Here is a 24609-nt window from a genome sequence, read left to right on the forward strand (position 1 = left end):
AACGGGGACCGCTACCGCGTCCAGTTCGCGCAACTGGCCAAGGTTCAAGGCGTGGCCGGTATGGAGATCGCCTGGAACGAGGTGATCAACGAGCCTGGCAAGAGCTCGCTGGAAGAGAACATCAACCTGTATTCGACCAGCGGCACCTCGAGCAGCCGCCTGCAGATCCACGACAACTACATTCAGGGGGCCTTCGCGGTGGACCCGAGTTCGGCTGCAGCGTACTCCGGCGGCGGGATCATGCTGGGCGACGGTCCGGTGGACAATCTGAGCAAGGCGGGCGGCTACGTCGACGTGTACAACAACCAGATCGTCAGCACCTCCAACCAGGGCATCGGGATCGCGGGCGGGCATGACCACAAGGTGTTCAACAACCGCGTCCTGTCGAGCGGACGCCTGCCCACCGGTCACATCAACAAGTCCCAGAACGTCGGCATCTATGTCTGGGATGTCCTGAAGGGCAAGAGCAAGGGCACGTGGTTCAACAACACGGTGTACAACAACGTGATCGGCTGGACGCGGGTCAACACCAACAACACCACCTGGCTGAACAACACCTGGTTCGCCGACTGCACCAGCACCTGCTACAACAACAAGTCCTGGTCCGGTGCGGTCACGCTGGACACCGAGAAGCAGGAGTACAGCCTGTGGCAGAGCAAGTTCCGCGCCGCTGGCCTCAGTGTCGGTCCCAAGTAGGAGTTAACATTTAGAAAGTATCTGCTCCCTGACGAGCAATAAGAGAGGATCTGCCTTTATGGCAGATCCTCTCTTTGTTCGCTTCACTCTGATTTCTAACTGCTTCAGTGTGGTCAGAGACCCTGTGGTGCGTGTTTCAGTTCCGGGTCATCTCCATCGGCACCACCCATTCGTCGAATTCCGAAGCCGTCACGTAGCCCAGGTCCAATGCTGCTTGCTTGAGGCTGCTTCCATCCTTGTGCGCTTTTTTGGCAATGGCCGCTGCCTTGTCATAGCCGATGTGCTTGTTCAGGGCGGTGACCTGCATCAGGTTGATGTCCAGGTTTTGCCTGATCCTGTCCAGGTTCGGCTGGATGCCTGCTGCACAGTGGTCATTGAAGGCCAGGCAAGCATCGCTGATCAGGCGGATGCTCTCTAGCACGGCGTGAACCATAACCGGCTTGAAAACGTTGAGCTGAAAATTGCCCTGTGATCCGGCGAAGGCCACAGTGGCATCGTTACCGAACACGCGCGTCGCCACCATTGTCAGTGCTTCAGACTGGGTGGGGTTGACCTTGCCCGGCATGATGCTGGACCCTGGTTCATTCTCGGGAATGGTGATCTCGCCGATGCCGTTCCGCGGTCCGGACGCCAGCCAGCGGACGTCGTTCGCCATCTTCATCAGTGCGCCTGCCAGCGTTCGCAGCGCGGCGGAGGTCTGCACCAGGGCGTCGTGGGCGCTCAGGGCGGCGAACTTGTTCTCTGCGCTGCGGAAGGCAAAGCCCGTTTCGGCTTCGTACTTCTTTGCGGCCAGATCACCAAAATCAGGGTGTGCATTCAGGCCCGTCCCCACTGCCGTACCACCGATGGCCAGATCTAGCAGGCCTTCCCCGGCGTGCCGCACCTCGGCCAGCGCGTAGTCCAGTTGCGCCACCCAGCCGCCGATTTCCTGGCCCAGCGTGATGGGGGTGGCGTCCTGCAGGTGCGTGCGGCCCACCTTCACGATGTCTGCAAATTCCTGGGCCTTGGCGTGCAGCGTGTCGCGTAGCTTGCCCACGTCGCCGTAAAGGCGCTCGTTCAACTCCAGCACCACAGCGATGTGCATGGCGGTGGGGAAAGTGTCGTTGCTGCTCTGGCCCCGGTTGACGTGATCGTTGGGATGCACCGGCTGTTTGGTGCCCATCTCGCCGCCTGCAATCTCGATGGCCCGGTTGGAGATGACCTCATTGGAATTCATGTTGCTCTGGGTGCCCGATCCAGTCTGAAAAACCACCAGCGGAAAGTGATCGTCCAGTTTCCCGGCGATCACCTCATCGGCGGCCTGCACGATCAGGTCAGCGATATCCTGGGGCAATTCGCCCAGTTCGGCGTTGGCCTGCGCCGCCCCCTTCTTGAGGATGCCTAGCGCCCGGATGATCGGGCGTCCCCAGACGAAGGTGTCGCGGCCAATCGGGAAATTGTGAATGCTGCGCTCGGTCTGTGCGCCCCAGTAGCGGTCTGCGGCCACGTCCAGCGTGCCCATCGTGTCGGATTCCTTGCGGGTTTGGGTCATAGGGAGGAGTTTAAACCAGGACGCGAGGACAGAATTTACAACTCGCAGCGGCTGAGATTGCCAGGCCACAGCAGGCTCAGGCCGCTCACGTACTGGGGACCCACCTGCAAGGATTCCCCCTCCCCCCAGCCTATGTGGAGTTGCCCCAGGACTTTCTCCTGAAAGCCCCTGATCATCCAGGGGCGCCTGACAATCGCACTCACCCCTCCAAGCTGCGCGTTGCTGACCCCTACCATGCAGCGGAGCAGAAGTCCACGTGCGACCGCTGCCATCGCCTGTTTCTGCAAGGCGGTTGCCTGTGGCTTCTCGATCCACAGCAGCAGCGAGTTGATCTGCCTGCTGCCGTCTGTGATGCCCAGTGAGCCTAGTATCTCGGTGGTGCTGGAGCCGACACGCATGCTTATCTGGTGGGTGGCCCCCTTGAAGAACGGCGGCGCAAAGCCACGCACGTCACTGACTCCCGGAATCTGTCGCAAAACGTTCGTGCGCGTCAAAGGCTGAGATGGCTCTGCGCCGCCTGCCAGCGCTCCCCCACCCAGGGCTAGGCAGAGAAGACTGAGGGTCCTTACGCTCAGAGCCACTCCTCCAACCAGCCCAGGTACTCCTCCAGCCGCTTGATACGACGATCCGGGCGGCCCGCGCGTGACAGTTCGTGGTTTTCCTCGGGGAAGCGCACGAACCGCACCGGAACACCGTGCAAAGTCAGGGCGGCATACCACTGCTCGGCCTGTTCGATGGGGCAGCGGTGATCCAGCACACTGTGCACGATCAGCGTGGGCGTTTTCACGTCCTCGACGTACTGCAGTGGGCTCATGTCCCACAGCTTCATGGCGTCGGCGCGGCGGTGGAAGTTCAGGCCCAGTTCATCGTCCCAGAAGCGCAGCCCGATATCAGAGGTGCCGCCAAAACTGAGCAGATTGCAGATGCTGCGGTCCGTGATGGCTGCCTGGAAACGGGTGGTGTGGCCCGTGATCCAGTTGGTCATGAAGCCGCCGTAGCTGCCGCCCATCACGGCGCTCCGCTTCCCGTCGAGCCGCGAATGCGTCTCCAGGCAGCGGTCAAAGAAATTCAACAGATCGTCCATGTCGGGGCCGCCCCAGCGCCCGTGGATGTCGTCCACCCAGGCCTGCCCGTAGCCGGCACTGCCACGTGGATTGCTGTAGCACACCCCGTAGCCGCGCGCCGCGAACAGCTGGAACTCGTGCATGAAGGCGTGGCCGTAATCGGTGTGCGGGCCGCCGTGGATGCTGAGCAGGGCTGGAACCTTCTCCTCACCCTCTGGCAGCAGCGCCCAGCCCTCGCCCTCGCCCAATTCATTCTGGAAGGTCACACGCTCGGGGGTCCGGACGGGGAAGGTCAGACGGTCATGCAGCTTCGTCACCTGGGTGCCGTTGAGCTCCACCTCAGGGAAACGGTCAGCCTGCTCGCGGATCAGCGCCACGCCGCCGCCCCGCGCCGTGAAGGAGGGGATCACCGTCTGCGGGTGGTGATCGTTGGGCGTGACCTCGCCGTCCAGGGTCACGCGGAACAGGCCGCAACTGCCGCGCACGGTGCTGGAAAACAGCAGGGTCTGGTCATCCAGCCAAACCGGCTTTTCGGGGAGCGCTCCCACGTGGCAGTCGCCACCCACCATATTGCCGACGCCGTGATCGTGACCCTTGTCCAGTTGCCGCCAGGAACCGTCGGTCTCCACCAGAAACAGATGACTGTTTTCCGGACTTCCCTTTCCTTCCGGTCGCCCCACCAGAACAAAGCGCTGCCCATCCGGATGCGGAATCAATGTGCTGATGGCTGAATTCCATTGCGTGAGCTGCTCGGGCTGACCGCCCAACGACAGGCGGAAGACCTCCTGCTGGCCCTGGGTGGCTTTCAGTTCGTCCGTGCTGGACATGAACAGCACACCGCCTGAATCCGGCTGCCAGGCGTAGCCGCCAATCTCGGTTGTGGGGGCGAGCCATTCGGTCAGCTCCTCGGTTTGCAGGTCGTAGCGCCACAACCTGGCCGGGCGTTCGGGCAGCCAGTCACGCCCGTTGAAACGGTAACGCGGGCGGGTGATCACGCGGGCCTCGCCGCGCTCGTCGCGCTTGTCCTCGTCGGCGCCCCCACTGAAGAAGGACAGGTAGCGCCCATCGGGGCTGAACTGCACGTCCTGCACGGCGCCCTTAAACTCAGTCACGCGCCGGGCCTCGCCCCCGCCCCCAGCCATGGGCAGAAGGTGGAGCTGTCCTGCCCGCCCATGGCTGCCCCGCACGAAGGCCAGCGTCCCGCCGTCGGGCGACCAGCGCGGCGAGCTGTCACGGCCCTCACCATGCGTGAGCTGTCGTGGCTGGCCACCATTACTGAACCACAGATGGGCCTTGTAACGCGGCCTGGCGAAGTCTTTGTCAGGCTTCTGCGGGTCTTCCTCGTCCACCCGGGCCAGCACGAACGCAACGCTCTGACCGTCAGGGCTGACCTGTGGATCGGAGGGAAAGGCCAGGGCGAGCAGACTGTCGGGGCCGGGCAGTGAATTGGACATGGCCCGCAGAATAGCCCTTGCCAGGGCCGCACAAAGCATGTTTTGCCTGAGGGCACGCAGAAATTCATGACGAAATGGTCAAGACCAATTGGGTCCAAACTCCTGATCATCAGAAAGCAGTCAGTTAGGCTAGACATATCGGTACCACCGTGTCCAATCTTCAGGCATAGCCCCGTTTCGCGGCGCGGCGTTCATTCTTCAGCGCTCCTGTTGAGAGGTCTGGCCTGGCGTTTTGGAGCCGGGACCGATGTCGGCAACTCGAAGCACTGCGCATTGATTTTCGTTTGATCTGGAGGCCCATTATGACTGCCCCACTCCCTTCATCTCCCCGCCCCCAGCAGTCCACCGCCACGATGACCCCCCTGTCTTCCCGCAGCCTGCCCAGAGCTGTGCAGACGTCGGCGGCCCTGCATGACATGCTCTGCAGCTGGGTCCCCGGCACCACCAACATTGTCCGCCTCAAGATCAGCGCTGAGCGCGGCGGCGAACGCATGCTGGAAGTGACCAGCACCCATCTGGGCCGCATTTTCGGCAAGGAAGCTGTCCATGACCTGTACCTCAAGGGCCGCGCAAAGCTCAAGGTCACGGCTCAGCAGATTGCCCTGCTCACCTGACCCGCGCCCCCTGGCCCATCAGGTCAGGTGCCCAGACCTCCAACGCGCTGTTGGAGGTTTTTTTCATGCAGGGTGCCGTGCTGAGGTCTTTTTGGCGCTGGCCTGAGCCGCAGTAGCATGCGGCCATGTCATCTCCAGCCGATCACCCGGAACTGAAAGCCATGCTGACCGATCTGCGGACCCTGGTCACGATTGAATCGCCGTCCACCGATCTGGCGGCCATCTCGCGCGTCATGGACGTGGTAGAGGGCTGGGCGCGCGATCTGGGCGCAGAAACCCACGCGCTGCCGGGCGGCACCCGGCTGTTCAATTTCGGGACCGGGCACGGCGAGAAGCCGGTTCTGGTGCTGACGCACGCCGATACCGTATGGCCGCACGGCACCCTGCAGACGATGCCCTGGCGCGAGGAGGAGGACCGGCTGTACGGCCCTGGCACCTACGATATGAAAGGGGGCATCGTGGGCCTGTTCCATGCCCTGCGGAGCCTGAACCGTAACTGGCCTGCGGGTGGCATTCAGGTGCTGCTCTCACCAGATGAGGAAACGGGCAGCGCCAGCAGCCGCGCGCACATTGAGGCCGCCGCACGGCAGGCCCGCGCCGTGCTGGTGGTGGAGCCCCCCGTGGCCGACAATCACCACCTCAAGACCGGGCGCAAGGGCACCGGGCATTTTTCCCTGCACTTTCAGGGCGTTGCCAGCCACGCTGGGAACAAGCCGCAGGAAGGAGCCAGCGCGATCACGGCAGCGGCAAAGGCCGTGCTGGACGTGCAGGCGCTGGCCCGGCCAGAGATCGGTACCACCGTCAGTGTGGGGCTGATCCGGGGAGGCAGCGCCGTCAATGTGGTGCCTGCCGAGTGTGTGCTGGATATTGACCTGCGCGTGTCCACCCTGGCCGAGGCCGAGCGCGTCACCGCCGCCGTGCAGACCCTGACCCCGGACGATCCGCGCGTCAAGTTGACCGTCGGGGGCGGCCTGAACCGGCCTCCCTTCGAGCAGGGCGAGGCGACCATGCGTCTGTTCGAGCAGGCACAGGCTATTGCGCAGGAGCTGGGCTTCACGCTAGGCCACGAAGTCGTGGGCGGTGGCAGCGACGGCAATTTCACCGCGCCGCTCTCGCCCACCCTGGACGGTCTGGGCGCCCCAGGCGACGGCGCACATGCCAGTCACGAACATATCCGTCTGGACCGCTGGCCAGACCATGTGCGCCTGCTGACCCGCCTGCTCAAGGAGGTCTGAGCCGTCCCGTCCCTATCCCCGCCAGGAGGCCCTATGTTCAACCTGTTCCGCAAACCGCCCGCCAATCCCAACGTCAAGCAGGACGACGCCCAGACCTTTCGTGTGCGGGTTCGCACGGTTCGTCACGGCGAGATCGTCGAGTTCCGTTTCACCAAGGGCGCCCATATCGGCATTGACGACGACGGCAATTATGTGTTCCGCAAGCCGGTGGTCTCGCCGCAGCATCTGGACCGGGGCGAACTGGTGGTGCAGTTCAACAACCGCTATCAGGTGCTCTCCACCACGGGGGACGGGGTGGAGTTCGTGCCAGTTGCCGAATGGGAGGACGGAGGCCGTGACCGCTGACCTCCACCCGCGTGGCCAGCAGCGGGCAGAGGCCGTAGCCTCGACGTGAGGCCTCAAACCGGCCTGGAGAGGCAACTTGGTTTGGTCGAAGCATGGAACCGTCTCCCTCCTGCCAAAACCATCCCACTGACCAGGATGACCCTGTCCGATCTGCCCTTTTAATCCAGTTGGTGGGATGGAGGAGGGAAGACCCTATGACAGCAGGAGGCCACCGGAGGAACTCTCTCCGGTGGCCTCCGCTCAGCGTTTAGGCCAGGGATTGCAGCGACCTCCGGTCCGAGCGTGGCGCGACGATCCACAGCACGCCGTAGGCCACGATCACGGCGGGGGTAATTGGGAGGAGCAGGATGCTGCCCACCGCCACCAGCACCCGCAGCAGCGAGAGGTCCATCTGTGGGGCATAGGTGCGCTGCAGGCCCGCCACCACGCCGCCGAGAACTTTCCTGTCCATGTCACGAATCAGCTTCTTTTCCATAGGCGCAGTCTGCGCCGTCCGTGAATAGTGCGAAACAGCCTTTCGGTGGAGGTTTTTCCTCCATCTAAAGTCAGCGCACCTGGGGCTGGAGTGTCAGCCTGCAATGCCCGAGCCGCAATTCAGCGCTGGCCTCGGCGCGGGTTTCGGGGGTGCTGGCGACCTCGAAGACGGCCAGGGCCGCTTCCAGCAGCGGAGGCAGGTCTTTGAGTGGGGCGGCGGCCAGCACGCCCTCGAATACCCGGGCGTCCAGCGGGCCGACATAGGCGCAGGCCAGTGCCAGTCCGCCGTCCTGGGCGTCGGCCAGATCAAGGGCAATCAGCGAGCCGTGCTGCTGGTCCAGCAGCAACACACCCCGATCGGCGCGGTAGGTGGCGGGCGTCCCCTGCGGCGGCTGGGGGCCGAGGTGCAGCGTGGTCTGGAAGGTCTCACCTTCTGCCGTGACCGCGTTCAGGGTCCATACCTGACCCGGCTCGATAGGGTGGGTGAATGGCGGGGCGGGCGGCTGTGCCGGCACTTGCCCTGGGCTCTGGGCCAGCCCCCCTGTCCAGGCAGTGCAGAGAACGAGCAGCAGGGTCAGGAGCGGGCGCATGGGGCAGGTTAACGCGTCCCGATGCCCTAGTCTGGGGCCATGAATGCCAAGGGTGAACTGATCGCGCGCCTGCTCAATCAGGGGCAGGGGACACCGATCTTCGAGACCGAGTCGCACGGTCCCCCGCACGAGCGCACCTTCCGCGTGCAGGTGATCGCCAGCGGGCAGGTGCTGGGGGTGGGCGGCGAGGGGCGCAGCAAGAAAGACGCCGAGCGGCTGGCGGCCGAGGCGGCCCTGCGTGCGCTGGACGGCGTCAGCAACGCGGAGCTGCCGGAAGACCAGGTGGGCGTCCCTCTCCGCTGGCCGATCTACTCCGGCGTGCTGGAAGCCGCGCTGGAAGCGGCCCTAGACCTCGCGCCCGAGGACGCCACCCTGGACGAGGTGCGGGCCGACGCTGCCCGGCTGTACCGCGACCTGCTGGGTGAACTGGGCCATGGTCCGGAAGACGGCCAATGAAAGAGGGCACAGTGAGCTGGCCGTGGCGTCCGGCGGGCGTGCTGTTCGATATGGACGGCGTGCTGACTGCCAACAACGCCTTTCACCGCCAGGCCTGGCAGGAGGTGGCCGCCGAGGTGCTGGGCCTGAGTCTGACCGAGCATGATCTGGACACCAAGGTGGACGGCGGGCGCAACCCGGAAATCATCGAGCGCCTGACCGGCCAGGCCCCGGACGCCGAGCTGATCTCCCGCTTTCATGAGGCCAAGGAGGGCCGTTACCGCGATCTGGCCCTGGGCCAGTTGCGCGAGGTCGCGGGCCTCAGTACCTACCTGGACGTGCTGGAAGGCCGTGGCATTCCCTACAGCCTGGTCACCAGTGCTGACCGCGTGAACGTGGAGTTCGGGATGGCGGCGCTGGGCCTGGGCGAACGCTTCGGTCAGCGTGTGCTGGGCGAGGATGTCACGCGCGGCAAACCTCACCCGGAACCCTTCCTGCTGGGCGCACAGCGGCTGGGGCTGAAGGCCGCCGATTGCCTGGCCCACGAGGACGCTGTGAATGGGGTCAGGAGCGCTGCCGGGGCGGGTTGCCGTGTCGTGGCCCTGACCACCACCGCCTCCGAAGGGGCGTTGCTGGCGGCTGGGGCTAAGTTGGCGGTGCCGGACTTCACGGGCTGGGCCACGTGGCTGAGTTAGCAAACCGCAGGGTCTTCCCGTGAAAGGGGCGGACGCCGAGGACCGCGCCGCCGCCCACCTGCTGGGGCTGGGCCGCGAGGTGCTGGCGCGCAATTACCGTATTCCGGGGGGCGAGATCGACATCGTTTCGCGTGAGGCTGCCGCTGGAACGGGCGGCACGCTGGTCTTCACCGAGGTTCGCCAGCGTCGCCAGACCCGCTACGGCAGCGCCGCCGAGAGCGTCACGCCGCGCAAACTGGCACTGATGGAGCGGGCCGCGCTGGAATATCTGACCCGCGAGCTGGGCCGCGACGATCTGCCCTGCCGTCTGGAGGTGCTGACCATCGACGGTGCGGCGGCCACAGGGGAGATCCGGCTGCTGAACGTGGAGGGGTAACCGCTGCCTTAAGCCATGGACTCCGTGAAGATCTGCGCCAGATCGTCCGCTGTGGGCGTGCGCGGGGCGACGTTCAGCAGGCGCTGTTGCTTTATGGCCCCGTCCACCAGTGCGGGAATGTCAGAGTCGTCGTAGCCGAATTCACGTACGCTGAGCGGGGAGCCCACATCGCGCATCAGGGTCAGGAGTGCGTCTGGCAGGGCGTTCCGGTCATCTGTGGCGTAGTGTTGCCCGGTCAGCATGGAGGCCGCCTGAATGTGCCGCGCTGGATCGCTGTCGAAGGTAAAGCGGAAGGCGGCGGGCGCGGTGACGATCACGCTGAAGCCATGCGGGACGAAATGTTTCTGGCCGGGATAACCGGGGTGACGGTAGTCGTGCTTCAGGCCCGCAATCGGATAGGCGCAGGCGTGGGGAATGTGCACGCCCGCCGAGCCGAAGCCCACACCCGCCATGGTCGCCGAGAGCATCATGGCTCCTCTGGCCTCAGGGTCGTCCGCATCCTTGACGGCGCGGCGCAGAAACTGCCCACCGTTGCGGATGGCCTGCGCGGACCATAGATCGGCCACCGGGTTGCTGCCCTGGTACGGCGGACGTTCGCCTGGCGTGGTGGGACGCGTGCGGCTGGTGTAGGGGCGGCTCAGGAAGCTCTCGGCAGCGTGGCACACGACGTCCAGTCCTGCCGAGGCGATCACGGCGGGGGGCGCGCTGCGGGTCAGCTCCGGGTCAACCACAGCTTGTGTGGGGCGCAGGCGACGGTGGCTGATGCCCGTCTTGATTCGCAACTCCGGCAGATCGAGGATCGCGACGGTGGTGGCCTCGGAGCCGCTGCCGGGCGTGGTGGGGATGGCAAGAAGGGGGCGCAGCGCTGCGCCAGGCTGACGCCCCCCGCCCACCGGCACATTCACGTACTCCATGATCCCGCCGCCGTCAGAGACCACCAGATTTGCCACCTTGGCAAGGTCGATGGCGCTGCCGCCTCCAAGTGCAGCGAAAGCGTCGGCCCCCGCCTCGCGCGCCGCTGCCACCGCCCGCTCGAAGCAGGCCAGCGTCGGCTCGGTCTCCACGTCCGAATACACCGTGGTCTCGATCCCCTCATCCCGGGCACTGTTCAGCACAGCCTCGGCCAGCCCCAGCCTCAGCACTTCGGGGTCCACCACAAAAAAGACCCGCCGTGCGCCCAGCCGCCGCAGCTCCCAGCCCGTTTCCAGCGCCGCGCCCGGCCCGAACTTGACCGGCGTGGCTTCGACGGTAAAAATCCTTTCCCGCTCGTCGTTCATGGTGTTCCTCCCGATGAAGCCGACTGTAGCAACTGGTTGACGCGCGCTGTCACCATACGAAGAAGCCACGACGGGGCTGCACGGTCCCTGAACAAAAAGCCATTAGAACCGGTGGCATCGCGGCGCATCTCCCAGTGCCCGGACCGCGCCCAAAGGAGAACCACCATGACACAGCGCCACCTGACCGCCTATCCCGCCGACGATCATGACCACCACGATGACCTGAACAATCTGGGACTGCAGGCCGACGCCGGCATGTTGCTGCGGCCCCCACTGGACCGTCGCAGGGTGCTGGGCCTGGGCCTGCTGGGCGGGATCGGCCTGCTGATGGGCGGCGGCGCGGTGGCCCGTGGGACGGGTATCGCGGTTGCGGGCAGCAAAGGGAGCGGTGCCTGCCCCGCCGCCATTCCGGGCGAAACCGCCGGACCCTATCCGGCCGACGGCTCGGCTGCCTCGGGCCAGTCGCTGAACGTGCTGACCCGTTCAGGCATCGTCCGGCGTGACCTGCGGACCAGCCTGGGCACGGGTCATGTGGCCACGGGCGTCCCGCTGACGCTGAACCTGAAGCTGGTGAACGTCAATGCCAGCTGCGCCGCGCTGCCGGGCTACGCGGTGTACGTGTGGCACTGTACGGACGACGGTGAGTACTCGATGTACTCGCGCAACATCGTGGCTGAGGACTATCTGCGCGGCGTCCAGACGGCGCGGGCAGATGGCACGGTGACCTTCCAGACCGTCTTTCCAGGCTGTTATCCGGGCCGCTGGCCACACATTCATTTCGAGGTCTATCCCACCCTGGCCTCGGCCACCAGCGCCGCCAACCGGATTCAGACCTCGCAGCTGGCGCTGCCGCAGGCCGCCTGTGCCGCGGTCTACGCCACCGCCCCATATGCCGCCAGCGGGGGCAACCTGTCGCGCATCACCCTGAGCAGCGACAACGTATTCAGCGATGGTGTCGGCAGCCAGATGCCGACCATGAGCGGCAGCGCAAGGGCCGGCTACACCGCCAACCTGACGGTGGGCCTGGCCCGCTGAGCCGCCCTTCGGCACACAGGACTTGACCACACAGCCGCCCAGACGCCGTACGCTGGGGCCATGTGGCTGCAGCGTGACCTGACCCTCAAGCCTCATCCGCGCGGCTTTCACCTGATCACGCTGGAGGTGATGACGGCGCTGCCCGAAATTGCCGGGATGCGGGTGGGGCTGCTCCAGGTGTTCATCCAGCACACCTCCGCCAGTCTGACGGTCAGCGAGAATGCCAGCCCCGACGTGCGGCGCGATTTCGAGCGCTATTTCAACCACGCCGTCCCCGACGGCTGGACTGGGTTTGAACACACCCTGGAGGGTGATGACGACATGGCCGCGCACATCAAGGCGAGTGTGCTGGGTGCCAGCTTGAGTCTGCCTGTGCGGGATGGTCGGTTGGCCCTGGGGACATGGCAGGGCATCTACCTGTGCGAGCATCGCGATCACGGCGGGTCGCGGCGGCTGCTCCTGACGTTGATGGGAGAAGGGAGGTGAAGAGGTAGTGTCCTGAGGGGGGCTGCGGTGTGACCGCCTGCATGGGCTGTTTGTTCTCTCCCCGCGCGCGTTGACCTCACTCCTCCTACACAACCTCACCCCGTTTCCGTCGCCATCCGTTAGGCTGAGGCACGGTGCCGTGCGCCGTGTTTTTTTTTGCGTCGTGCCGAGAGGGCCGGGGCAGAGGGAAGCAAGTCTGCGTGCACGGCCGGAGGGCTGAGATGCCTGGAATTGCAATTTTAGGGGCGCAGTGGGGCGACGAGGGCAAGGGGAAGATCACGGATTTCCTGGCCCCGCAGGCGGAATTCGTGGTGCGTTTTCAGGGCGGCGCGAACGCCGGGCATACGGTGACGGCCAAAGGGCAGACCTTCAAGCTCAACCTGCTGCCCAGCGGCGTGCTGCATCCCGGCGCGGTCAGCATCCTGGGTGACGGCATGGTCATCGACGCGGCCAAGTTCATGGAAGAACGCCAGAACCTCTTGAGCGCGGGCATTGACCCGGAACTGCGGATCAGCGACCGCGCGCACCTGGTTTTGCCACACCACAAGTACGTGGATGGGCGCAAGGATTTCGTGGGGACCACCGGGCGTGGGATCGGCCCGGCCTACGCGGACCGCGCCCGCCGTGTGGGCCTGCGCTTCGGAGATCTGGCCGATGATGGGGTACTGCGTGAGCGTCTGGAACGGCTGCTAGAGGCCAAACCCAACAGCACCCGTGACGCGGGATGGACCAGTGTGGAGGTGGCGCTGGATGCCCTGGCGCCCACCCGCGAGGCGTTGCTGCCCTTCGTGCAGGATACCGGGACACAACTCCGGCAGGCCATCAGCGAGGGCCGCAACGTGCTGTTCGAGGGCGCGCAGGCCACGCTGCTGGACCTGAATTACGGCACCTACCCCTTCGTGACCAGCTCGCACCCCACCGTGGGCGGCATTCTGGTGGGTGCGGGTGTCAATCACAAGGCGCTCCACCGGGTCTACGGCGTGGCCAAAGCCTTCAACACCCGCGTCGGCCACGGCCCCTTCGTCACGGAAGTGCTGGGGGACGAGGAAATCCTGCGCCTGCGTGGTGACGGGAGCAAGCCCTGGGACGAGTACGGCACCACCACCGGGCGTCCTCGCCGTGTGGGCTGGCTGGACCTGGCCCTGCTGAAGTATGCGGTGGACGTGAATGGCCTGGACGGTCTGGTCATCAATAAGATGGATATTCTGGCAGGTCTGGACCGCATTCCAGTGTGCGTGGCCTACGACGCGGACGGCCAACCGGTCTACAAGAACATGCCCGGCTGGGCCACCACCGATGGCGCCGATAGCCGCGATACCCTGCCCAGGGAGGCCCAGGCGTACCTGGACCTGATCGAGGAAACCGTGAATTGCCCAGTGGTAATTTTCTCGTGCGGTCCGGCCCGCGAACAGACCTACGGTGCGGTGAGCTGGAACTGAAAGGGTGGCTGGGCGGCTAGTTCTTCGCCTGCCCAACCTCTTCCAGCACTCTTTTGAGCAGGGCCGGATCATCGGTCAGGATGCCGTCCACGCCCATCTGGATAAGGCGGCGCATGGTGGCCTCATCGTTGATGGTCCAGACCTGGACGGACACGCCCCGGCGGTGCATGGCCTTCACGAAAGCCGGCGTGACCACCGTGAGGCCGCCGCCCGTCAGGGGCACCTGTGCCGACCTGCCTGGCACGGGGGCCAGCCCACTCAACCCCACCTTGCTCAGGAGCACCAGCGGACGCAACTCCTTCTCGGTCATGCTGGTCAGCACTTCGGGACACGCCGCGCGGAAATCCCCCATTGCCACGTCGCTGAAGCTGGAGACAACCACGCGTGAGGTGGCTCCCGCGTCCCTCAGTGCCTTGCAAAAGGGAGCCCCCAGGCTCGGCGTCACCTGCTTGATCTCGATGGACATCGGAAGATTGGGGAACGTGGTCAGAAGTTCCGACAGCATGGCGACGCGAATCCCCTGACCCCGGAAGGGAAAGGTCTGGCCACCGTCGGGCGAGAGGGTGTAGCCCGCATCTGCCGCCTGTACTTCGGCAAGGGATAGATCTTCAATCCTGCCCTGCCTGTCGGTCAGGCGGTTGAGCGTGTCGTCATGTGACAGCACCAGCACGCCGTCCTTCGTGGCATGCATGTCCGTGTCGAGCATGTCCACGCCCAGCGCTGCCGCGTTTCGGAAGGCCAGCATGGTGTTGCTGGGCCACAGCAATTCGCCCCCCTGGTGCGCCACATTCCAGACACGCCCGGTGATCAGCGGATTAGCCGGGTTCGCATCAGTCTGTGTGGGGTTGCCGCACCCACCCAGCGCTCCCAGCAGCCCCAGTGCCAGCACGCCCGCCCCTGCCCAACCCCGCTTTTTCATGTGGGTAGTTTAGCGGGCCGCCCACCGGTTTACAGTCCTGCGGGGGCGTGCTAACATTCTTTGCGCTGGAGAGGAAAGCCCTGCCAGAAGGCGGCTTGCAGTTCGGCGCTGTAGCCAAGTGGTAAGGCAGAGGTTTGCAAAACCTCCACCACCGGTTCGAATCCGGTCAGCGCCTCCAACATTTGTGCCCTTTTTCAGATCCGTAGCTCAGGGGTAGAGCACTACATTGACACTGTAGGGGTCAGCAGTTCAAATCTGCTCGGGTCTACCAGACAAATCCGCTCCTAGAGCGGGTTTTTTCTTTTGTGCCTTTAAGGTGGTTTTAATTGAAAGGGAACAGCAACCTGCTTTTTCAGCGGACCAGTGGGGCTCTATTGATTGGATCGCGGGTCAGCGGCTGGGTCAGGCTCAACGTTGCTGTCTCTTGATCATGACAACTTGGTGCCCGGCAAGGTCTGCAAAGAGGCCAAGGCGTATCGAGCGGGCCCCGCGTCCGCTGCATGAGGGCTGACCACGGGTGCGCTTCAGCCCAGTCGGTGGTAGAGCTACAAACGGGAAGCCTACGCTGGCAAGTATGTCGACGACACGTTTATGACTTATACGACGTGAGGGAGCAGCCGCGTGTTGCTCGACAGCAGTGGCTGGAGCGCCGCGCGGCCGGCCGAGAGGTCATGCCGTGAAGCGCTGGTGCCGAGGTGCTGAAAACGGAGCTGTGACTAAACATCCCACTCCAGAAGCACTCTGGAAGGTTCAGTACCGATAAACACACAGAAGAAGGTCTACTTGTTGTCAGGTGATGCGAAGGCCAGACCTTTGCCCTCCAGTGCCTCACGCAAGCGCTCAGCAGCTTTTGGACCTATACTGTGCAAGCTCAGGAGCTCAGCTTCGGTCACTGACGTGAGTTGTTTAAGATGGGTATAGCCCCTCTGGGCCAGCGCACGCTGTGCGGGCTTGCCTAAATTTTCGGAAGATCACTTTCGGAGAGTGTGCTCCTCATTCTTCCTTCGGTGTGCCTGGGCTAATGAAGTGTATTTTGCACCAATGTGGAGCCGAACTCAACCACATCAAATAGGCACTCAGAGCCTGAGATATGACGGTATCGATGGTATAAACGCTCACTATAGTCCCGATGGTGGCTTCGACCGCTTGAGCCTGGGCGAATCCCTACCAGACGCCTCAACGTCACTTGGCCTTCCTGGCAGTCGGCTGTGCGAGAGCTGTAGCTAAGACTCGTCTGCGCTGCGCGTGTAATCACGCAGATTAGTTGTGCCGACGCTGGCTGTAGTCAATGGGTGACGATCAGGCGGAGGAAGCTTGGCGCTACGTCAGGGCCGTGATGCGATGGACCCCGAATGCCATGCCACTTGCAGATATAGGGGGATGTCGGAGTGTAGTTGTTGGGGCCTCAGAAAAGTCAAACTGTAAGTGTCCTGCAGAGCGTTTTTTTCGTGTCAGGGACGAACGTCATACCTCTGTGACAGCAGGCGGGCTAAGCTTGCACCATCCCAACAACGACGACCTGCCCAAGTGAAGGCAGGAAGACCGCCCCACACTACGTGGGGCTTTTTTATGGCTGACGGTCATAGTTGGGTGGTGGTGAACGCTGTCGTTGGCCCCATGGGATGTAGGCGGCGGGGGAGACTAAACCCGGCTCCTCTCTGTACCCTGCCGGTGCGCGCGTCGCTGGCCCAAGGCGCATGAATTTCATGGCTGACCGTCCTGGGTGGCTCGGATAGAGCACATCAGTTCGTCATCTGGCCATCGAATCTCGAGCTGTAGCGAATTTCAAAGCCTGGACAGCCCTTTGGAATGAGCTTGTTCTATGCCGTCGGGTGCACCCGGCGACTGCCGCATGTCTTGCCTGTTGGTGATCAGCTCCCTGTCCAGCTTTGAATCTGACAGGTGAGTTCGAGTCTCGCGTTGCTCCCACATAGGGAAGGTTGCTCAGGCGGCGGAAAATGCTCCCGGGGGCTCCTGGTTGTGCTCAAGATCAAGCGCCCGCCGTAAACCCAGCCCCACCATCTTTCTCGCGGACAGCTGATCATCCGTGGCTTCAACAAAACCAGACCAATCCGTGATCTGACCGTCGAATTTCAGGCCGTAGCGCACCTGAACACCGGGCCGGAGCTCGAACTTTGAGATGTATGGTAAGTTTCTGCGCTCCCTTACCACTTCAATCTTGTGTCCTCGACAGGAAAAGCTTTGGACAGTATATCTCGACATTTAGTCAGGCTAGTCAGACCCTAGTTTCGTCCCCGTCACAATTCTACCCTTAAGTGAATGCTCAATGCCGTCTAAAGGGAATATGAGAAGAGCGCCTGACCCACCGGCTACCTGCCTCGTTGCTTTGCCTGCCCGCTCATTCTGAAGGGGAAGTCCATTCCAAGCTTGCAATTAGATTTTGCTCCAATATCTTTCCAAGACCATACACCAGAGCTAGAGAGACAATCTCAACTGGTACAGCATGAGGTGGGATTCGAAAAGACCTCAATACACAGCGCCCGTGTTAAGGTCTCGCGGATTTGCTAGAGCTGAACGGCCCTTTCAAAGCCTGCTCCGGTAGATGTTCACTCCTTGCCTGTTCGTGGTAACTCTGACAGGGAGACCTATGGACATCCAACCAGTTCAAATCTTTACGCCATCCCCTTTCCATTCTCGCCACTCCGGTTCAAGTCACCTGCGGGGGAAGCTATGAAGACCATCGGTCTGATTGGCGGCCTGTTCTGGGAATCCAGCGCGCAGTATTACCGTCTCATCAACGAAACTGTTCGTGATCGGCTGGGTGGGTTGTGGTCCGCCGTGAGCCTCATGCACACGGTCAATTTCGAAGAGATTGAGCGGTTCCAGCGCCTGGGTGATTGGGATCAAGCGGCGGCGGTACTCATCGACAGCGCACGCCGGCTGGAGCGTGGGGGTGCAGATTTTCTCCTGATCTGTTCCAATACCATGCACCGGATGGCCCATGACGTCGAGGCGGCCGTCCGTATTCCGCTCCTGCACGGTGAATTTGGCAGATTGGGATGAGATTCGATTAGGTTTAAATACCAGCGGAAGATCAGGTGGGCGCAGAGTAACGTTGTGACCTCAAGACCAGACTCCGCGATATTTATCGGTCATACACCGCGGCACAAGTCAGGTTAAGTGCGCCGCTAACGTGCTTGACCAGCTGAGCTCGGCCAAGGACAGTAGAGAAGGAAAATTTAGCAGGGCTTGCTCTTTACCGCTATTACATCCAGGGAAAGACTGGAGAGCGATGGATGCACAATGACAGTTCCAATTTGCCTCATTTACGCCTGATTGGCCTTGTTCAACCAGAGTGATGCTGCAGGGGTTAGCGGTTCAGATCTGCCTGGATACGTCACACAGAAGTCGCTTTCGAGCTGAGGTTTCCTGTTCTGCATCTTTCAGTCTCAAGTGCCATGCTTTGCCTAGTGGTACCGAAATGAGCAGGAGATCAGCCACTAATGAAGCCATTCGTAATGGGCAAGAGGGAATTGCACTGACATACTGCTGGGCATGGTGAGTCTCCTTCTGATCGTGTTGCTCGGCATTGTAGCCATCGGGCTGCTGTTGGCTCCACGGCCCATAAGGCGGCTTATTCCAGTGGCGCAGCTTCAAGTTTGTACCCCGTTTGATACATCTACCCGTGCCCATTCTGGGATTGCACCCGTTGGCCAGAAGATGTCCCGAGTCGCCTAAGCCGTTTACACGCTCAAAAGGCACGTTCTGAATTAACAGATTTTCCCGTTTTTGAGCGTCCTTGGCTGGATTTTCTGTATCAGAGCACATCCGACGGGCGCCCCATAGGCTTTATGATTGGGGGAATGTCGCTCCCCTTCCATTACCTACTCGTGGATGACAGTTTGCAGGATCAACTGCTCGCCCAGGAGGCGTTTGAACATCTGTGCCCGGACTGCGTGCTAACTTGCGTCGGAGGTGGGCGGGAAGCGCTGGAACTGCTACATCGCCCTGAATTTCAACCTGATGTGGTGCTGCTAGACCTCAATATGCCCGGTATGAGTGGCTTTGAATTGCTCCGCGAGATGAAGCAGGCTCCGCATCTGGTGCATATTCCGGTGGTCATCCTATCCACGTCCAGCGCGCAGCAAGACGTGAGTGAGGCTTACACCCTGCACGCCAGCTCCTATCTGGTCAAGTCATCGAGTTTTGCCGGTTTTCTGGAACAGCTTGAAAAGGTGCTGCACTATTGGCAGGCCAGTCGGACCGTCAAACACGGTAACGGTTAATTCTCCCGGAAGAGCCAGCGCGTTTGGCTTAACTCTGCTTTTGCATCCAATAGGGCAAAACATGCTCACTGGAGGGTGTAGAGGGCTGTTAAGCCAGGTTCGAGAACCACTACATTGGTGCACAACATCAGATGGGTGCCGTAGACGCTGTAATAACCAGGCCCACAGACGGCGAAGCCACTGAATTCGTCAGTCTTGTCCGACTCACCAACTCAATCCGAAGTTTGGATTGGGCGCTAATGGAACCAATGTCGTCATAGCCTGACAACGCTTGGAGCGCATGTTGACGTGGCACTCAGCGTGAGAGGCGTAATTGGCGTCTTGAAGAAGGGATTGATAGCAGAAGCGGCTATGCCAGCGGCGCATTGCAACAGGGCGTGTCAAGACTATTGAGCAACTCGGCACAGAGAGCCCCACCTAGTCCCCAGTGCTTCTCGCAAGCACAGCAGGACAGGGCGTCAAGATAGGCCTGTCTGGCACGTTAGTCTCTGAGTCACAGGCTCCAGCGTGGACAGTCCATGATCTTCCTATGCAGTCGGAATTTGCGTCTTCACCCCTCCTCTAGGATGCAATAGAAACAGCGCTTGCCCTAACGGGGTAAGCGCCGCTCCATGCGTTATGAATGCTCAGGCGGTGACGAGTTCGCGCTCCAGACCGAACACGCGGTCATCGACAGCAAGCGGCTCGTTGCCAGCCTTGATGGTCGCGGCCAGTGTCTTGATCTCGGGAAACAGCTTGGTGAAGTAGAACTTCGCCGTCTGCACCTTGCCCAGATAGAAGCCGTCCTGGTCCTGTCCGGCGTCAATCCTGGCCTGAGCGACCTTCGCCATGCGTGCCCACAGGTAGCCGTACACTACGTGACCGAAGAAGCGCAGATAGTCCACGGCGGCAGCGTTCACTTCGTCGGCAGCGCCCTCTCCGCTCATGGCTTTCTGGCCCACCACCATGGTGATGCTGCCCAGTTGCTGCGCGGCCTTGCCCAGTGCCGTGACGTACTCGCCGATGTGCTCATCGTCCTCGTTGGCGTCCACGAATTCCTGCAACACCCCGGCCAGCTTCTGCAGCTTCTTGCCACCGTCCATCAGCACTTTGCGGCCCAGCAGGTCCAAGGCCTGGATGCCGTTGGTGCCCTCGTAGATCTGGCCGATGCGGGCGTCGCGCACGAACTGTTCCATCCCCCACTCGCGGATGTACCCGTGACCGCCAAAGACCTGCTGGCTCAGAACGGCGATGTTGAAGCCGTTGTCGGTCATGAAGGCCTTGGCAATCGGCGTCAGCAGCGCCACCAGATCACTGGCCTCCTGGCGGGCCGTTTCACTGGGGTGGTGGTGCTCGGTGTCGATGCTCAAGGCTAGCCACATCGCCATTGCGCGGCCCGCTTCGGTGTACGCTTTGCCAGTCAGCAGCATGCGGCGTACGTCGGGATGCACGATGATGGGGTCAGCGTTCTCCGACGGATTTACGCGGGGGGCGTGGCGCATTTGCAGCCGGTCCTTGGCATAGGCCAGCGCATTCTGGTAGGCCACCTCGCCCAGTCCGAGCCCCTGCAAACCGGTGCCCAGACGGGCGGCATTCATCATGATGAACATGTGGTTCATGCCCTTGTTGATCTCGCCCACCAGAAAGCCGGTGGCCTCGTCAAAGTTCAGCAGGGCGGTGGCGTTGCCGTTGATGCCCATTTTGTGCTCAAGACTGCCGCAGACCACGCCGTTGCGCTCGCCGATCTTGCCGTCCGCGGTGGGCAGGTACTTGGGCACTAGGAACAGGCTGATGCCCTTGGTCCCTTCGGGGCTGCCTTCCAGACGCGCCAGCACCAGATGCACGATGTTCTCAGCCATGTCGTGCTCGCCCGCACTGATGAAGATCTTGGTGCCACTGATCGCGTAGGTGCCGTCGCCGTTGTCCTTGGCCTTGGTGCGGATGATGCCCAGGTCCGTGCCCGCGTGCGGTTCGGTCAGGCACATGGTCCCGGTCCACTCGCCGGAGACGATCTTGGGGAGGTACAGGTTCTTGAGTTCGTCGCTGCCCACCGCATGCAGGGCGCTGTATGCGCCGTGGCTGAGGCCCGGATACATACTCCAGGCCACGTTGGCGCTGTTCAGCAACTCCACCAACACGTTGGACACCAAGTGTGGCATGCCCTGACCGCCGTAGTTGGGATCGGCATCCAGCGCAGTCCAGCCGGCCTTGCGGTACTTGTCGTAAGCAGCCTTGAAACCATCTGGAGTTGTCACCTCGCCATCCTCGTGACGCACGCAGCCCTGCTGATCGCCCACCACGTTCAGGGGTACCAGTTCGCTTTCCACGAAGCGGGCCGCCTCGTCCAGCACCTGTTCGATCAGCGCGCCGTCGGCGGTGTCATTCTCGCCGTAATAGGGCATCTTCGCCAGCTCGGCGGGAGCGTCCAAGAGTTCATTCATCAGAAACTTGATGTCGCGCAACGGTGCTTTATAGGTGGGCATGCAGACTCCTTATGGTGCGGGACCCATGCCCCTGTTGGTACGATACCCGACACTGTAGATTGGACTGAGTATAAAACTTTTTACGGCGAAAGTCACGCGAATCTCGCGGGCCGGGTCTTCATCGATGACTCTCTAGGGTGATCAACAGAGGGTGAATCGGACCCGATGTCACCACGCTCATAGCTCAGCCCAGTGCCCCTACACTGGCTGACCCTGGGTTTACCTTCATTTCATCTTTGACATTCTGCCTAGCGACGGTACATCCGCCCCGTACGTCGCTGAATTCGAGTATCCTGCTGAAGATCATGAACTATCCAAGCCTGGTCTGGCACCTCAAACGCACCGAGCTGTTTGCCGACCTTGAACTTGCCGAATTGGAGAAGGTGGCCGCCACGACCCCGTATCGCCAGTACGGTCCGGGCGAGGTGGTCTACCGCATGGACGATCCAGCCGACGCGCTGTATTTCGTCAAGAGCGGGCTGGTTAAAATCAGCAAGCTGTTTCCCAATGGCAAGGAAGCGATCCTGGGCGTGATCGGACAACATGACACCTTCGGCGAACTGCTGCTGCAACCCGAGGAACGTCGCCCCACCCAGGCCGAGGCGTTGGAACGCACCACCCTGATCGTGCTACCCCGCAGTGAACTGCAGTCTCTGCTGAACAGCAAGCCTGATCTGGCCATGAAGCTGATCCGCCTGATGGCCGCCCGGCTGTTCGAGGCCCAGTCATGGAGTGCCACCGTCAGCGCCTACAGCGCCCCCGAGCGGGTTGCCAGCCTGCTCTATCGTCTGGCCCGCGAATTTGGCAGGCCGCACAACCAGGGTGTCGAGCTGAACTTGAAACTGAACCAGGAAGACATTGCCCGGATGGTGGGGGCCACCCGCGAGACGGTCAGCCACTCGCTGGGCAAACTCAAGCAGGACGGGGCCATCGTGCGTGCCCGGACTCCGATCATCGTCCGCATGGATGCGCTGAAGGCGTACATCGAACAGAGCAACTGACAGACTGCCTCCCGGCTCTCCTAGCTGTGGAGAGGGCTTTTTTCTGCCACTCCTTGCGCCGCCCCAGCCAGCAGGCGAGGCGGCAGCTAAGCTCACACGCGCATTCTAGCCTGAGCCATTCGGCACAGGCGGGGGCGGCAGGGTCATCGCTAGGCTAACTGTGAAGGCACAAGCATACTTTTGCGCCTCCCTTGGACCTAGCCATGAACATCACTGACCTTTCCAACCTTCTGCACACTGTCTGGACCGAGTTGATCGAAACGGTGCGGCACACGCTGGCAACAAATGAACTGGCGCAGGGTGGTCTGCTGATCGGCCTGCTGAGTGCGGCAGCCATGTCCGCCCGCGCGCTGCCGGGACAGCTGCTCTCGCGGCTGGACCGACGCTTCACGGTCACGCTGGACATTCAGGGCGATGATCCGGCCTTTCCGTGGCTGGCCGCCTGGCTGGCGGCGCAACCGGTGGGACGGCACCTGCGCCATCTGGGCGTGGTGACGCGCTTCAACGAGCACATGGGCGGCCACAATGTCGCCATCGGCACGGACCGCGACGGCGACGAGATCACCGCCCGTCTCGTTCCGCTGAGCGGCGCGGCGCTGCTGCGCTTCCGAGGGCACTGGATGCTGGCCTACCCGCAGCGCACCGAGCGGCAGGGCGTCAACCACAAGGCTCTGGGCTTTACCCATAGCCTGACCTTCCGGATGCTGGCGGGGGCACGCCCGATTATTGCCGAGCTGCTCCGCGAGGCCTATGACTTCACGGCGGGCCGCAGCGACGGGCGCGTCGAGATCTACGTGCCCGAGTACCAGAACTGGAAACTGGTGGAGCGCCGCGCCGCCCGCCCGCTGGACAGCCTGATCTACGCTGATGGCCTGCTGGACAACCTGCACACCGATCTGGACAGCTTCTTTGGGGACCGTGAGTGGTACGCGCAGATGGGCATTCCCTACCGCCGGGGCTACCTGCTGCACGGCCCCCCTGGCAACGGCAAGAGCAGTCTGGTGTCGGCACTGGCCGGGGCCTTCGGGCTGAATGTGTGCGTGCTGAACCTCGCCACGCCTGACCTGAGCGATGACCGTCTGACTGCCCTGCTGAGCGAACTGCCACGCCGCGCCCTGTTGCTGCTGGAGGACATCGACGCCGTGTTCCTGGGCCGCGAACCGCGCACCCCAGGCGTGAAACTGTCCTTCAATGGCCTGCTGAATGCTCTGGACGGTGTGGCTGCAGGTGAGGGGGGCCGCGTGACCTTCATGACCACCAACGATCTGGCCGGACTGGACTCCGCGCTGATCCGTCCCGGGCGCGCGGATCGCCATGTGCTGATCGGCAACGGCACGCAGGGCCAGGTGGCCGGAATGTTGCGCCGTTTCTGGCCGGACTGGACGAAGGCAGAGGCCGGCGAACTGGCCGCCCGCGTGCCAGAAGGTACGCTGAGCATGGCGCGGTTGCAGGAATACCTGCTGGAGCGCCGCGCCGATGGGGCACGGGTGCGCCGGGACTGGGGCGAACTGGCGGGCGTGACGCTGGCCACAGTACCCTGTCCGACAAGACTGCGTTTGCTGATAGGTTAAACAATGCCTGAGTGCAAACCCGTTAGGGCGGGGCCGGGCATGTTGCGTTGCTCAGGTTGCCTTTTTTGTGTTCGCCACGCCTCCGGCGATGAACTGCCCTATCGCTCGTGCCCGTGCCTGTGAATCTGCGGCGCCACGGTCTGCCCGCACCTGCTCCACCGCCGCCGCCTCCAGCAGGAGGGTGATCAGGTGAAGGATATGGGGCTGTCTGGCCTCCGCTCGGCGATACGGTTCGATCCACTCGCCCAGTTGCTGCAAAAAATGGCCGCGTTGTTCGCGGAAAATCGGGCCGCCGCCGCTGTGTAGCAGAAGCAGCAGCTCGTGCTCGTGCAGCAGGGCCAGGAATAGCGCACTGAAGGTTTCGGCCCGAAACTCGCCGGATGTGGGCAGGATGGGCCGCAGCCGTTCCCACATGGCGGGCAGGCGCTCATCGAGCAGGGCGCGCAGCATGTCCTGGGTGGACGTGAAATAGGCGTAGACCGTGGGGCGTGAAGTCTGCAGTTCGCGGGCAATGTCGTTCATCCCCACCGCCTCAAACCCGCGTTCGATAAAGAGCGCCGCCGCCGTCTCCAGAATCTGCTGACGGCGGTTTTCCGCGCTCAGGCGTCGGGTGGGAGACGGTGCAGAAGGGGCAGTCATGGATCAAGTCTAACAGATTTATGA

The 24609-nt window shown here is 62.6% G+C and carries 23 protein-coding genes, 2 tRNA genes and 1 pseudogene; 16 read left to right on the forward strand and 10 right to left on the reverse strand.

The window, feature by feature from the left end; all coding sequences use genetic code 11:
- Positions 1 to 696: pseudogene (locus HNQ08_RS18900) on the forward strand (hypothetical protein); the annotation flags it as partial.
- 136 nt (positions 697 to 832) lie between these two features.
- Here the strand turns inward: HNQ08_RS18900 and fumC are convergent.
- The 3 genes from fumC to HNQ08_RS18915 all read right to left on the reverse strand — a co-directional run bounded on the left by fumC (position 833) and on the right by HNQ08_RS18915 (position 4745).
- Positions 833 to 2227 (reverse strand): class II fumarate hydratase, encoded by a 1395-nt coding sequence (fumC, locus tag HNQ08_RS18905; RefSeq protein ID WP_184135681.1) that lies wholly within the window; start codon positions 2225 to 2227, stop codon positions 833 to 835.
- A 35-nt stretch (positions 2228 to 2262) separates the two neighbouring features.
- Positions 2263 to 2721, reverse strand: a complete 459-nt coding sequence (locus tag HNQ08_RS18910; protein WP_194499977.1) for a hypothetical protein — start codon at positions 2719 to 2721, stop codon at positions 2263 to 2265.
- Between the two features lie 77 nt (positions 2722 to 2798).
- Positions 2799 to 4745 (reverse strand): S9 family peptidase, encoded by a 1947-nt coding sequence (locus HNQ08_RS18915; RefSeq protein ID WP_184135685.1) that lies wholly within the window; start codon positions 4743 to 4745, stop codon positions 2799 to 2801.
- A gap of 302 nt (positions 4746 to 5047) precedes the next feature.
- Between HNQ08_RS18915 and HNQ08_RS18920 the strand changes: the two genes are divergently transcribed.
- From HNQ08_RS18920 to HNQ08_RS18930, 3 genes are all read left to right on the forward strand, one after another.
- Positions 5048 to 5359 carry a hypothetical protein gene (locus HNQ08_RS18920; RefSeq protein ID WP_229790107.1) on the forward strand — a complete coding sequence of 104 codons (312 nt, stop codon included), beginning with the start codon at positions 5048 to 5050 and terminating at the stop codon, positions 5357 to 5359.
- Positions 5360 to 5484: 125 nt separating this feature from the next.
- Positions 5485 to 6594 (forward strand): M20 family metallopeptidase, encoded by a 1110-nt coding sequence (locus HNQ08_RS18925; RefSeq protein WP_184135688.1) that lies wholly within the window; start codon positions 5485 to 5487, stop codon positions 6592 to 6594.
- 33 nt (positions 6595 to 6627) lie between these two features.
- A complete protein-coding gene (locus HNQ08_RS18930; RefSeq protein ID WP_184135690.1) occupies positions 6628 to 6939 on the forward strand; it encodes a hypothetical protein in 312 nt (103 codons plus the stop codon).
- Between the two features lie 247 nt (positions 6940 to 7186).
- Here the strand turns inward: HNQ08_RS18930 and HNQ08_RS18935 are convergent, their stop codons facing one another.
- Both HNQ08_RS18935 and HNQ08_RS18940 read right to left on the reverse strand, forming a co-directional pair.
- On the reverse strand, positions 7187 to 7414 hold the full coding sequence (locus HNQ08_RS18935; RefSeq protein ID WP_184135692.1) for a PspC domain-containing protein: 228 nt from the start codon (positions 7412 to 7414) through the stop codon (positions 7187 to 7189).
- A 70-nt stretch (positions 7415 to 7484) separates the two neighbouring features.
- Complete coding sequence (locus tag HNQ08_RS18940) at positions 7485 to 8003, reverse strand: hypothetical protein (protein WP_184135694.1); 519 nt, start codon at positions 8001 to 8003, stop codon at positions 7485 to 7487.
- A 39-nt stretch (positions 8004 to 8042) separates the two neighbouring features.
- Here HNQ08_RS18940 and HNQ08_RS18945 point away from each other — a divergent pair, with 39 nt between their 5' ends.
- Genes HNQ08_RS18945 through HNQ08_RS18955 form a run of 3 tightly spaced genes read left to right on the forward strand, consistent with a single transcriptional unit; the run spans position 8043 to position 9509 of the window.
- On the forward strand, positions 8043 to 8459 hold the full coding sequence (locus tag HNQ08_RS18945) for a putative dsRNA-binding protein (RefSeq protein WP_184135697.1): 417 nt from the start codon (positions 8043 to 8045) through the stop codon (positions 8457 to 8459).
- The gene (locus tag HNQ08_RS18950; protein WP_184135699.1) at positions 8456 to 9133 is read left to right on the forward strand and encodes an HAD family hydrolase; all 678 of its coding nucleotides are present in this window, start codon (positions 8456 to 8458) and stop codon (positions 9131 to 9133) included. Before HNQ08_RS18945 ends, HNQ08_RS18950 begins: the two co-directional genes overlap by 4 nt.
- Before the next feature lie 19 nt (positions 9134 to 9152).
- Positions 9153 to 9509, forward strand: a complete 357-nt coding sequence (locus HNQ08_RS18955; RefSeq protein WP_184135701.1) for a YraN family protein — start codon at positions 9153 to 9155, stop codon at positions 9507 to 9509.
- Positions 9510 to 9517: 8 nt separating this feature from the next.
- Here HNQ08_RS18955 and HNQ08_RS18960 read toward each other — a convergent pair whose 3' ends face one another.
- Complete coding sequence (locus tag HNQ08_RS18960; RefSeq protein ID WP_184135704.1) at positions 9518 to 10786, reverse strand: hydroxyacid-oxoacid transhydrogenase; 1269 nt, start codon at positions 10784 to 10786, stop codon at positions 9518 to 9520.
- A 165-nt stretch (positions 10787 to 10951) separates the two neighbouring features.
- On the opposite strand from HNQ08_RS18960, the gene HNQ08_RS18965 reads away from it, so the two are divergent.
- The 3 genes from HNQ08_RS18965 to HNQ08_RS18975 all read left to right on the forward strand — a co-directional run bounded on the left by HNQ08_RS18965 (position 10952) and on the right by HNQ08_RS18975 (position 13746).
- Entirely contained in the window at positions 10952 to 11821 is an 870-nt protein-coding gene (locus tag HNQ08_RS18965) for a peptidase associated/transthyretin-like domain-containing protein (protein ID WP_184135706.1), read from the forward strand.
- A gap of 60 nt (positions 11822 to 11881) precedes the next feature.
- Positions 11882 to 12307, forward strand: coding sequence for a secondary thiamine-phosphate synthase enzyme YjbQ (locus HNQ08_RS18970; RefSeq protein ID WP_184135708.1), 426 nt, complete (start codon positions 11882 to 11884; stop codon positions 12305 to 12307).
- Positions 12308 to 12528: 221 nt separating this feature from the next.
- Positions 12529 to 13746: an adenylosuccinate synthase gene (locus HNQ08_RS18975; protein ID WP_184135715.1), complete on the forward strand. Its 1218-nt coding sequence runs from the start codon at positions 12529 to 12531 to the stop codon at positions 13744 to 13746.
- 16 nt (positions 13747 to 13762) lie between these two features.
- Here HNQ08_RS18975 and HNQ08_RS18980 read toward each other — a convergent pair whose 3' ends face one another.
- Positions 13763 to 14665: a glycerophosphodiester phosphodiesterase family protein gene (locus HNQ08_RS18980; RefSeq protein ID WP_184135718.1), complete on the reverse strand. Its 903-nt coding sequence runs from the start codon at positions 14663 to 14665 to the stop codon at positions 13763 to 13765.
- A gap of 104 nt (positions 14666 to 14769) precedes the next feature.
- On the opposite strand from HNQ08_RS18980, the gene HNQ08_RS18985 reads away from it, so the two are divergent.
- Together HNQ08_RS18985 and HNQ08_RS18990 are read left to right on the forward strand one after the other, a co-directional pair.
- Positions 14770 to 14843, forward strand: a tRNA-Cys gene (locus HNQ08_RS18985).
- An 18-nt stretch (positions 14844 to 14861) separates the two neighbouring features.
- Positions 14862 to 14936 (forward strand) — tRNA-Val (locus HNQ08_RS18990).
- Between the two features lie 1673 nt (positions 14937 to 16609).
- On the opposite strand, the gene HNQ08_RS18995 is transcribed toward HNQ08_RS18990, so the two are convergent.
- The gene (locus HNQ08_RS18995; protein ID WP_184135721.1) at positions 16610 to 16888 is read right to left on the reverse strand and encodes a hypothetical protein; all 279 of its coding nucleotides are present in this window, start codon (positions 16886 to 16888) and stop codon (positions 16610 to 16612) included.
- A 468-nt stretch (positions 16889 to 17356) separates the two neighbouring features.
- Here HNQ08_RS18995 and HNQ08_RS19000 point away from each other — a divergent pair, with 468 nt between their 5' ends.
- Positions 17357 to 17689 (forward strand): aspartate/glutamate racemase family protein, encoded by a 333-nt coding sequence (locus tag HNQ08_RS19000; protein WP_184135723.1) that lies wholly within the window; start codon positions 17357 to 17359, stop codon positions 17687 to 17689.
- A gap of 800 nt (positions 17690 to 18489) precedes the next feature.
- A complete protein-coding gene (locus HNQ08_RS19005) occupies positions 18490 to 18912 on the forward strand; it encodes a response regulator (RefSeq protein WP_184135725.1) in 423 nt (140 codons plus the stop codon).
- A 626-nt stretch (positions 18913 to 19538) separates the two neighbouring features.
- On the opposite strand, the gene HNQ08_RS19010 is transcribed toward HNQ08_RS19005, so the two are convergent.
- Positions 19539 to 21374: an acyl-CoA dehydrogenase C-terminal domain-containing protein gene (locus tag HNQ08_RS19010; RefSeq protein WP_184135728.1), complete on the reverse strand. Its 1836-nt coding sequence runs from the start codon at positions 21372 to 21374 to the stop codon at positions 19539 to 19541.
- Positions 21375 to 21679: 305 nt separating this feature from the next.
- On the opposite strand from HNQ08_RS19010, the gene HNQ08_RS19015 reads away from it, so the two are divergent.
- Both HNQ08_RS19015 and HNQ08_RS19020 read left to right on the forward strand, forming a co-directional pair.
- On the forward strand, positions 21680 to 22375 hold the full coding sequence (locus HNQ08_RS19015; RefSeq protein WP_184135730.1) for a Crp/Fnr family transcriptional regulator: 696 nt from the start codon (positions 21680 to 21682) through the stop codon (positions 22373 to 22375).
- 203 nt (positions 22376 to 22578) lie between these two features.
- Positions 22579 to 23946, forward strand: coding sequence for a BCS1 and AAA domain-containing protein (locus HNQ08_RS19020; protein WP_184135733.1), 1368 nt, complete (start codon positions 22579 to 22581; stop codon positions 23944 to 23946).
- Positions 23947 to 23997: 51 nt separating this feature from the next.
- On the opposite strand, the gene HNQ08_RS19025 is transcribed toward HNQ08_RS19020, so the two are convergent.
- Entirely contained in the window at positions 23998 to 24585 is a 588-nt protein-coding gene (locus HNQ08_RS19025) for a TetR/AcrR family transcriptional regulator (RefSeq protein WP_184135735.1), read from the reverse strand.
- Between the last annotated feature and the right edge of the window lie 24 nt (positions 24586 to 24609).

Origin of the sequence: Deinococcus humi, assembly GCF_014201875.1 — a bacterium.
Taxonomy (GTDB): Bacteria; Deinococcota; Deinococci; order Deinococcales; family Deinococcaceae; genus Deinococcus; species Deinococcus humi.